6 protein-coding genes and 1 pseudogene are annotated in these 10784 nt (G+C 50.8%); 5 read left to right on the forward strand and 2 right to left on the reverse strand.

The features are described from left to right. Positions 1-250: 250 nt before the first annotated feature. Positions 251-1276 carry a DUF3231 family protein gene (locus FE784_RS35460; RefSeq protein ID WP_246132331.1) on the reverse strand — a complete coding sequence of 342 codons (1026 nt, stop codon included), beginning with the start codon at positions 1274-1276 and terminating at the stop codon, positions 251-253. 510 nt (positions 1277-1786) lie between these two features. After that, positions 1787-2662, reverse strand: a complete 876-nt coding sequence (locus tag FE784_RS35465) for an AraC family transcriptional regulator (protein ID WP_139606973.1) — start codon at positions 2660-2662, stop codon at positions 1787-1789. A gap of 350 nt (positions 2663-3012) precedes the next feature. Here FE784_RS35465 and FE784_RS35470 point away from each other — a divergent pair, with 350 nt between their 5' ends. From FE784_RS35470 to ltrA, 5 genes and pseudogenes are all read left to right on the forward strand, one after another. After that, a complete protein-coding gene (locus FE784_RS35470; RefSeq protein ID WP_139606974.1) occupies positions 3013-4608 on the forward strand; it encodes an FAD-dependent oxidoreductase in 1596 nt (531 codons plus the stop codon). Between the two features lie 259 nt (positions 4609-4867). Then, complete coding sequence (locus FE784_RS35475) at positions 4868-6184, forward strand: ABC transporter substrate-binding protein (RefSeq protein ID WP_176706744.1); 1317 nt, start codon at positions 4868-4870, stop codon at positions 6182-6184. 467 nt (positions 6185-6651) lie between these two features. After that, positions 6652-8856 (forward strand): glycosyl hydrolase family 28-related protein, encoded by a 2205-nt coding sequence (locus FE784_RS35480; protein ID WP_139606976.1) that lies wholly within the window; start codon positions 6652-6654, stop codon positions 8854-8856. Positions 8857-9106: 250 nt separating this feature from the next. Next, positions 9107-9441 (forward strand): annotated as a pseudogene (locus FE784_RS41315) (IS110 family transposase); the annotation flags it as partial. A 278-nt stretch (positions 9442-9719) separates the two neighbouring features. Further along, a complete protein-coding gene (gene ltrA / locus FE784_RS35490) occupies positions 9720-10778 on the forward strand; it encodes a group II intron reverse transcriptase/maturase (protein ID WP_281287208.1) in 1059 nt (352 codons plus the stop codon). Positions 10779-10784: the final 6 nt, after the last annotated feature.

Raw genomic sequence — 10784 nt, forward strand, 5'->3', positions numbered from 1 at the left:
TATGACGGTTAGCGAACCTATCAAGCAATGGTATGAACGTCGGAAGAGATCGGAATAGTTAGCACGGATTGTGTATAGGGGCCGTACTGGCCCCGTTGTTGTGTCCGCCCGCCAATAATGGACTCAATTAATCCTCACAAGGTTACTGGTACCGGCTGCTTTCTGCAGGATGCGAATTGCGGAATCAATGTCGACGACCTGCCAAAATTACGGATTGGGCAACGATGGCTCGCTTTATCGGTTCTCTTATTTACACTTTTGCTAAAGCTTCACGGTCCACTGCCTGAGGCGGTTGTTCCATCCAGCCATGATCAATCAAAATATTTGCGCCATCCTCGACATAATCCCCCACTTGCAATAGAAGACGTCCATATTTTGCCGATACATCGTGTCTTGCGCAGAAAGCCAAGGCGTTCCCATAAGTTCTTGTTCTCATTGAAAACATATCCACCTTATGTGCCATCATCAATTTATCTGAAAATGGCGGAAATGTTGAGGTCGTTACCAAAGGATCGAGAATTGGAGGCGATGGCAGCTCCTCTTTTTGCAGCACTTTGCTGAGGATATCGTAATGTTTGGCGGTAATTTCTTTTCCTCTTAGAAAATAGGCCTTAACCTGATCTAATTGTGCTACTTGACTAAATCCAATTAAAACAGCCTTGCTTATCGCGTTGTTTTCAAGGTTATCGTGCAGATGGGTAATCTCCAATGCTTGAAGCGGTCTAACATCTCCAAAAAAGCCATTCAAATAACTTTGCTTTTTAATAAAATCCACCTTGCTCGGATAAGGAGTATATGTTGGCTCTGCCATAAAACCTTTTTTAATTAACAGTTCGTTAACCTGATTGATCAATTTTAAGGTAGAGTCGACACATTGCGTAAAGAACGCTCGAATATCCGATCTTGTCATTAAAGACACGGCAATTCCATAGATGCTGATTCCCGCTTTACTCGTATATTTCAAATAATGAAGATAAAACTCGTCATTGAATAGCCTCGGTGCCCTTTCATTAACGTCTTCTTCTGTAAACCCCTTTGGAATAGGGTAGTTCTCTCGGATGAATATTTCTTTGACGGCCTTCACGAATCGTTCGGCCAAGGACAGTGCATTCTCCACGACTTTCTGGATTTCTTTGTCTTCGACGTGATGACGCATATAACTCAACACACATACGGCCATCGTATTCCCCATATAGGTTGCCCACAGTTTGCCTTGCTCAGCTGAAGTTAAATTTTTGTTTGTTTCATTTTTGCCCACACTAAAATCAGTTTGCATAATGGCCTCCATTTCATTAAGTTTTACTTGACTATTTTATTTTAATAAGATGTTAATCCACGCGAAAAATTATACATGGAATAGAGTGAGACGGTCGTGTTGCGCGATGAACTGCCTTTGCTCAGCATTTATTCGGAAAAAATGCTGTTGGCCGTCTTGAAGGGGGCCATGCGGGACCGCGAATCCAACAAATGGCGAAACTGGAGTATGCTATTGACTCCGTAAGCAGCGCAAAAAGCAAAATTAAATGGAACAATTATCAAACAATACTAGGGATGGATACGATACATTAATACAGACAACCCGTCGGAGCCGACCAGGATGATCGACTGCCTTTGTTCAATAGGAGTTTAATTATACCTAACGAGCAGATTTGCGTAGTCATAGAGACTACCGAAGCGAGCAACTGCTTGCTTTCGTCAAGATCGTCAGCGGTAACCGGCGCGAACGATCCTATGAACAAATGCAACGGACGAAGCGACGGTTTCACATAAAGCCTCGCAGTCAACTCTAGCTTTTCGCCATTCGATTGCGAAATTGGCTGGGAAGCACCCCAGTCGAAGCTCTAAATACCCGGGAAAATTGCGCGGCTGACGGAAAACCGACGGCATAGGCGATATCCGTCAACGTCGTATCGGGACAATTCAGAAGCATCCGTTTGCTTTCCGAAACGCGCTGCTGCAGCACGAATTGGTAAAAAGTTATCTTTTTTTCACGTTTGAACAGCCGGATCAAGTGCTCAGGACTGACATGGAACATGCTGGCCATAGATTTCAACGAAAGATTGTCCGGCAAATGTTTACCGATATAATCGCAGCAAAGCGACACGAGATCCGAATTGCCGTTATTCGCCGAAGCTTCCATACTCCGACGAATATACACGGTCAAAATGCTGAGCTGGGAGCTTACGACCTGTTTCCAGCCGGTATGCTTCTCCTGGATTTCATCCGATAGACGGGAAGCGATTTGTTTGATTTCGGCAAACATCTCCGGCTCTAAATGGACTTGATGGTACGCCATATCCGGCAAAGGGAGCATTTCCAGATTCGGCGCCGAGCGGAGACCGGCTTCACGCATGCCGGATTCGTCAAAGCAGACCACGGTTCGTTTATATTGGCAAGAGGGATCGATATACACTTGATGGGGTACTTTGCCCGAAAATACAAGCAGCTGTCCGGGATACTGCATGCGCACTTGGTCTCCGATGACGTAGGCCGCTTTTCCTTCCAGCGTCAGATTGATTTCGATGCCGGGCTGCGTATGCAGATAGTAGTTGTGCGCGCGGAGGAGGTCCTTGCGAGCATAAACCGGATAAGATTTGAAACCGTTTTCAACATCGGTATTTAAAATAGGCGGCGCTTTCAGCAAGTTCTCGTTCAGGTTCATAGAAAAAAACCTCCCTCTCCAGACTGATCCGTTCCCGCTTCTTTTCGATTTTATTATAGGGCAATTCCAAAAAAATGAGAATAGCACACTTTGGCAAGCTTAGAGCCGTCAGCCAGCGGTAAGTCGGAAACGATCAATTTAGCAGGGATATCCGGTCAATTTTTTTGAATACGACAAGCCGGGCCGGGCTCTATAATTTTTTTGAAGCCTTTGTGATTCAGGCGCAAGGCAACTTTGACAAAAAGGGGCTGTATCCGAATGTCCAAAAACGAAGGGCGGCTTGAAAAAGGGCAGCGTGCTCAGATAACGCGCCGGCGGAACAGACCGCAGAAACGGAGGAGTCATACGTAATGGAAGTGACAGGGGCGGCGATTCGCACACAACAGGAGATTCATGTCGATATTGCGATTATCGGAGGAGGGCTCGGCGGTTGCGCGGCCGCGCTCGCGGCGGCCGAATCGGGCAAATCGGTGGTTTTGACGGAAGAAACGGCATGGATCGGCGGCCAGTTAACGAGCCAGGCGGTTCCGCCTGACGAGCACCGATGGATCGAACAATTTGGCTGCACCCGCAGCTACAGAAGCTTTCGTGAAGGGGTCCGAAACTATTATCGTCGACATTTTCCTTTGACTGCGGAAGCTTTCCGCAAGCCGAATCTGAATCCGGGAAACGGAGGGGTGAGCCGGCTTTGCCACGAGCCCCGCACCGCGTTGGCCGTGCTCCAGGAGATGCTGGCTCCTTATGTGCACAGCGGCAAGGTGACGCTGCTCATGCGCAGGGTGCCGATTCAGGCGGAAGCGGCCGGGGATACGGTACATTCGGTTACCGTACGAAATCTGGAGACAGGGCGCGAGGAGATCATAACCGCTTCCTTCTTCCTGGATGCAACCGAATGCGGGGACCTGCTGCCCATGACCGGGACGGAGTACACGACGGGAGCGGAGTCCAAAAGCGAGACCGGCGAGCCGCACGCGGTGGACGGCGACTCGCTGCCGATGGACATGCAAGCGTTCACGTACGTGTTTGCCCTCGATTATTGCGAGGGAGCAGACCATACGATTGAACGGCCGAGAGACTACGATTTCTGGCGATCGTATCAAGCCGATTTTTGGCCCGGGAAGCTGCTTGATTGGACGGGCGTTTTGCCCCGAACGCTTCAGCCCCGCGAATTCGGCCTGTTCAGCCAAACGGCAGATTTATGGCGCTACCGGCGAATCATCGACAAGACGAATTTTTTGGACGGAACGTTCGACAGCGACATCACCATTGTCAATTGGCAGCAAAACGACTACTGGCTCGGTCCGATTATCGACGTATCGGAGGAGGAACGAAACCGGCATCTGGAAAGCGCCAAGCAATTGAGCTTTTCTCTCCTCTATTGGATGCAGACCGAAGCGCCCCGCCCCGACGGAAAAGCCGGTTATCCCGGCTTGAGACTGCGCAGGGATGTGGTCGGTACGGAGGACGGACTTGCCATGTATCCGTATATTCGCGAATCGAGACGCATTAAGGCCGAATTTACTGTGCTGGAGCAGCATATTTGCCCGGAAGCGAGAACGGACGGACGTGCGGAGCCATTCCCTGATTCCGTGGGCGTAGGGTATTACCGAATCGATCTCCATCCAAGCACCGGCAACCGGCATTATATCGATATTTCCTGCTTGCCGTTTCAAATTCCGCTCGGTTCCCTCATTCCGGTTCGGATGAACAATTTGCTGCCCGCGTGCAAAAATCTCGGCGTGACTCATATTACAAACGGTTGCTACCGTCTGCATCCCGTGGAATGGAATATCGGCGAAGCTGCGGGATATTTGGCAAGCTATTGCCTAGATAAACAAATCCAGCCTCGCGACGTTCGAAACCGGGAGGCAGCGCTGAAAGATTTCCAGAAACGTCTCGAACAGGCGGGCATTGAGTTGAAATGGCCGGAATTTGCGGCGATGTAGGCCGAAGGGGTTCTCTTGCTCGATTGGTCCAAAGACAAGCCGAGGACGAAACCACCTCCGGGCTGGTGGCCTTGCTACGAATATCCGCAGCAGGTTTATGTCATGGAGCAGCAACCGCAGCTACCCGGTACCGGACCGGGCGGCTGTATTCCGGCCTGATGTCAGGCAGCCAGCCGGATTAGGAACACACGAACCGGCAGCATTGAAAGCGTAATCATGATTGGATGTAAACGAACGATGAACATGGGGGATGAGAACGATGAAGGTAAAAGCAGGTATGGCGGCGCTTACATTATCCTTGCTCGTTACCGCTTGCGGCGGTCAAGATGGCGGCTCGGCCAGCGGAGATACGGGTGCGAAGAAGGAGGAGAAGCCGAAAGACCCGTACACGATGGTCATTTTTACAGCAGGGGTATCGGAGAAGGAGTTCAACGAACGTTTCAGAGACACGCTGAAGGCGAAATTTCCGCACGTTGCGATCGAGTACATTACGAGCGGCAAAGGGCAGACGATTGCCGATCTGGTTGCGTCTAAAAAAATTCCCGACATCATCCGCACCGACGTGCCTTCCTTGCAAAAAGACTACTTGGACTACAAGATTCAATACGACATGTCCGAGCTCGTCAAAAAATACAAGTACGACACGAGCCGCTTCAACAAGGTGTTTATCGACGAAATTGTCGACGCCGGCGGAACGGCCGCCCTGTATGGCTTGCCGGTGCCGCCATACTTCCCGCAGGCGACGTACTATAACAAGGACTTGTTCGACAAGTTCGGGGTCGCGTATCCGAAGGACGGGATGACATGGGACGAATTATACGAACTGGCGAAGAAGATGACGCGGATCGATGGCGGAACGGTATATCGCGGCTTCAGCGCGAACCCGATCAACTCGCTGCGCGACAACGTGCTTTCGCTGCCGATCCTCGACCCGAACGCGGACGGACTGGCGGATTCCGGCAAATGGAGCACGCTGTTCCAAAACCTGCTCCGTTTCTACCAAATCCCGAACAATACGATCGAGAAAACGATAGGCGACGAGGACAAGGCGTTCAGCAAAGGCAACGTGGCGCTCATGACGAACCAGCATAACATTTATCTCGTCATTCCGCCGGAAGTGAACTGGGACCTCGTCTCTTATCCGAAATTCAAGGACGGCCCGAATCTGATGCCGCAGCGCGGACCGGCGTACTGGTCGATTACGAATACGAGCAAGCACAAGGACGAGGCGTTCGAAATGATCATGGCAATGCTGTCCGACGAATCGCAGTTAGCCGATTCGAAGCGCGGCATTCCTACGACGCTGAACAGCCCGGAAATCGCGAAGGTGCTTGGGCAGTCCGACCCGGTGTACAGCAAGAAAAACATGAATGCGATCAACTTCTACAAGCCTGCCAACTATACGCCGAAGCGCAAGCAAGGGCAGATTACCGTTCAGGGAACAGCGCAGCAAAATCTGGTCGGCAACGCCTTGATCGAGGTGGCGCAAGGCAAAAAAGATATTAACACGGCGCTTCGCGAAGTCGACGAAAAGCTGAAGAAGGAACTGGAGTTGGAGAACGCAAAGTCCAAATAAGAAAAACGTCTATCGACGTACTTCAAGGATGAGCGACCACTACTCTCACCCCAAAAAGTGACGCTATCCTTCGAAGGTTACGCCGGGTACTTTTCGGGGACCCCGAACACCGGAAGTTTTTCTTGGTTCAGAATGTCGCTGTTCGCCGCCGGGCAGATGAGTTGCAGAGACGGCTCTCGGGCTTACGTATCTATGAGTATCGATTCCGGTAAAGGAGGTGACAGGGATGTTTGCAGCCTATGCGACCTGAAGGAGAAGCGGCCAACAACAAGAACATACAGGAGATGGAAGCTGCGGGTAAATAGCAGGCGCGCTCGCTAGCCGTCCCCCCTTGCGACGGGAGGGGCGCTTTCCCGCTGCTCAAAGCCCGCCTTGTCCCGCACAAAGTGACTTGAAGCTTCGCAGCAAACTCCGAAAACTTTGTGAGGGAAGGCAATTTTGAATATACATTGTCGGAGGTGACGAACATGAGCAACAACCATATGGTCGGAAGAGAGGACGGTCAGACTGAACTGCTGCCGCAGCACGAATACTCGCCGGGCCGAAGAAAATTGTTGGCTTCGTTGGGCATCGCGGGAGCAGCGTGGGCTGCAGGCAGCCTGATTAACGGGCAGGCCAAGTACGTAAACGGACAAGGTTTGTCAGTGACGGAATCTGTCTATGGGGAGGACAAGGGTTGCTGCGAAGTGACCACAATTGCGGGTCTGAGAGCCACAACCGCTCCCGATGCTTCTATTATGTACTTTGTCAAAGATTTAGGACAGGAAGGGCTTTTCTATTACGACCCAACGGATGGTTCTGCTGCGGACAACACGGGAACGGTGTTGGTTTCCGGAACCGGGGCCAGATTCAAACGCATTTACGGCGAATCGTTGATGGCAGCTTGGTTCGGCGCCAAGGGTGACGGGACAACCGACGACACCGCGGCGATTGCGGCCGCCATTAGTGCCGCATCCGGAAAGCCGGTCGTGTTTCGTTCAGGCTCCGCCTATCGCATTACATCGACCATCAACGTGAATCAGGACGCCATGCTGGTCGCAAACGGCTGCGAACCGTTCAAGATTTTGCCCTCATCGGGATTCGTCGCCTTCTCGTTCTATGGATCGACGGTCGCAACAACGACGCTGGCGGCGACAACGCAGATGAATAAGGAAAAGATCACGGTGACCTCCTCGGCCGGTTTCGCACCCGGACAAATTGTGATGATGCAATCGAGCAAATTGTGGTATTACGACAATCGCGGGACGTTATGCAAGGGCGAGACGCACATGGTGACCCATATATCGGGGAATGATCTGGTGCTGAGAACCCAGACTTGGGACAGCTACGATATCGCGCAGGAAACCGTAACTGTCACGGGGTACGAGCCGATTACCGTACGGATCGACAACATGACCGTGGAATACCCTGCAAATACAAATACCGGAGGCATCTACCTGAACACGACATATCGGTCGCACTTCAACCACGTCAGCGTACACAACGCCTCAGTGGTCGGTATTTCCACCAGTAGATGCTACGATGCGCTTTTTACGCATTGCTATGTAGAAGGATCCAACGCGGTCGGCTTGGGCTACGGCATTCAGGACCAACAATCGTTCGGAACGGTGATCCGGGAGAGCACGTTTTACAATAATAGGCGCGGCGTCGATTTCTCAGGAGTGATTCCGACCCGGGGCGGCTCGGTGGAACGGTGCATCGTCTCAGGTGGTGGAAAGGCAAGCGACGGGACGGATAACTTTCTGCAGGCTTCGGGATTCGGCACGCATGGTCCGGCCGAACATATCGTGTTCGACGGCAATTTCATCACGCACGTTACTTCCGGCATCTTCACGAGAGGAGGAGGCATCACGATTCGCAACAACACGTTCGTCGGCAGAATGCAGCAGGTCATTCTGATTTCGTTTGGGACGGATGTGCGCATTTTGAACAACACATATGACAGCGGTTTCACCAGCAAAGCTGCCGTAGGCGGATCGCCCGGCATCTATAATTATCACCCCGCGTACTTCGTCAACATTCATTACTTGACGGCAACGAACGGATGTATCGAGATCATAGGAAATGTTGCAACGATGGTCAGAGTGGCTTTTGCTCGTGTTGACGCTTCGATCAACCATCTCGTCATAATGAACAATAGTTGCGTCTGGATAACGAATATCCCGACGAACCCGGTATATTTTCTGGACAGCGGCCGCAATGTCACTTTGTCCAAAGCGAGCGTCATCGATAACCGGGAAGAGCTGAAGAACGGACAGTATACGTTCGCCAAAGGTTCGATCGGATTCGATCTTGGAAAATTGGATGCCGACCGATTTCCGATTCGGGATGCCGACCGTCTGGTAGCTTGGTCGGGTACAGCATCGCTAACCAATGCGCAAGTGAACCTCATTATGGCCAAAGTCGGTCAAACGGTCCGTTTGACCGGGAAAGTATCCTTTGATGTCACCGGCAGCGGAGACGCGAAGGTGAAGCTCACGGGACTTCCCCAACCTGTCAATGAGCGGATCTTTGCCGCATATGTGGATCGCGATCTGAATCAGGGCATTACTGGCATGTTGAGTACAACCACGGACTTGTTGATCAGTCGAGACATGGCCGCTTACGATTCGTCGTTTCCCGTCGGAATTGGGTACGAGATTCCGATTCAGTTCGAGTATTTGACGACATAGGGCAAATGAGATTGTTTCATGAGGGTCGAATCCCATTGTGCGGATTCGGCCCCTTTTGCGTTTCGGTTGAACGTGCCTCGTGTCCTGCTCACGCGTCTTGAGGGCGTCACGTTGCTCAGTAAGACGTTGAATCTCATCACGCAGACGGTCGATAGTCGCTTCCATTTCATCGATTCCGTCTTGTAATTGATCGCTGTTCTTATTCATGTGTTCATGCTCCTTTCCCTTCTTGGTGGCCGATCTAAAGGACGTTGTTTTGGTCAATCCGGCAACAACGAAACGAAACAAGGAAAACCGTGATAACAGCCCTTCTAAGATGATCCGAAGGATGCTCTTGTTATCGCCGATGTTATAAGCCGCGGTTACTATTACGAATATACGCGCCAAGGAGCCGACTTTCAAAGGCTACGCACGATCATGAGCGATCGGGAATTTTGTGTCGCGAATCGTGTTCGGCTGCAGAACCGAATTGTTCGCTGGTTGGATATTCGTTTCCCTGAATATGCATCGGTATTTAAAGATTGGACTTGCCCGCGATCGATAGTGACCCTTAAAGAATTCCCTACCCAACAAGAACTCAAAGATCGATCCTCGGCCCTCATTTGCCGAAATCCTCTAGTGTTTTTAGGAAGTCGGCCAATTGTTTAAGCGTAAGTGGGTCTAGAGAATTGTTGTGGGAGGAAAGTTCTGCTTCAGAGGTTCTTGTCCAGTCTTCGGGAACACAAACGACACCGGCTCTTGTCTTGAGTGAGTACCGGCGCAGCCCATCTACTTCTTGTAGCTAAGAATAGCGAAGCTCTGACCGTGAAGTGGATGAAAGGGATGATGGATCGTGAGCTTTCCCAAATCATCGTTGAGTTGATGTGCATTTTGCTTTGACCGTTCCGACTGTACGGGATCGGACGGTGCAAATGGCAACAAAATTGGTGATCGAAGGCATTTTCGAGGCGGATTTTAAAGACTGTTCTTATGGATTACGCCCCAAGAGGTCGGCTCACCACGCCATTACATGCATCCGGGATAGCATCAATTGGGGCGTCGTCAACTGGGTTGTCGATGTAGACATTACCGGTTACTTCGATAACATTTCGCATAGCAAACTGCTGAAACGGGTCGAAGAACGTATCTGCGACAGGCGCATCCTGAAATTGATCAGGCAGTGGCTTGAAGCAGGCGTAATGAAGGAAGGGATTTGGCACAAAACGCAGATCGGCAGCCCTCAGGGTGGCGTGATCTCTCCGTTACTCGCCAACATCTATCTGAATTACCTCGATACGATGTGGGAAAAGCGTTTCTCTCATCTTGGAAAACTGGTTAGGTACGCCGATGATCTCGTCATTCTCTGCAGATACAAACCGCAAGCGCTTGAGGCTATCCGTACCCTTAAGGCCATCTTTGGGAAACTGGAAGTAACCATGAACACCTCCAAATCGAGGTTAGTGTGTCTATGGAAGAACCAGGACGGCTTTGACTTCCTTGGCTTTCACCATCGAAAGATGCCCTATCTCCATAAAAAGGGGACCATGTATAGGCTTCGCAGTTTTCCATCGAAGAAAGCGATGAAGAAAATGCGTCTACGTGTGAAGGAAGAAACAGCTTCTAGAGGCCTGTTAAACTGGCCACTGAAGCGGATGGTCGAATTTTTGAATCCAATGATTCAAGGTTGGCGTAACTATTATGCTCATCTAGATGTGGATCGGAAGACATCAAACCGTTTCCTTGCGAAAGTGGATGGGTACATGCTCAGAAGAATGCGACTTTTCTGGAATAAGAAGCACAAGAAACGCAAAATGAACTGGAGTGAAATGCATGCCTTGCTTCAACGTACAGAACTGAAAACAGTATGCACTTGGGTAAGCCGTACTGCCCTGGATGAAGAACGTCGGAAAGCCGTATGCGGGAAAACCGCACGTACGGTTTGATGAGGA

This window comes from Paenibacillus hemerocallicola (assembly GCF_006265175.1).
In the GTDB taxonomy this organism is placed as follows: Bacteria; Bacillota; Bacilli; order Paenibacillales; family NBRC-103111; genus Paenibacillus_AB; species Paenibacillus_AB hemerocallicola.

Excerpts from the sequence above, each read along its gene's own strand:
- FE784_RS35460 (WP_246132331.1), bottom strand. The coding sequence starts at position 1,276 with ATGCAAACTGATTTTAGTGTGGGCAAAAATGAAACAAACAAAAATTTA.
- FE784_RS35465 (WP_139606973.1), bottom strand. The coding sequence starts at position 2,662 with ATGAACCTGAACGAGAACTTGCTGAAAGCGCCGCCTATTTTAAATACC.
- FE784_RS35470 (WP_139606974.1), top strand. The coding sequence starts at position 3,013 with ATGGAAGTGACAGGGGCGGCGATTCGCACACAACAGGAGATTCATGTC.
- FE784_RS35475 (WP_176706744.1), top strand. The coding sequence starts at position 4,868 with ATGAAGGTAAAAGCAGGTATGGCGGCGCTTACATTATCCTTGCTCGTT.
- FE784_RS35480 (WP_139606976.1), top strand. The coding sequence starts at position 6,652 with ATGAGCAACAACCATATGGTCGGAAGAGAGGACGGTCAGACTGAACTG.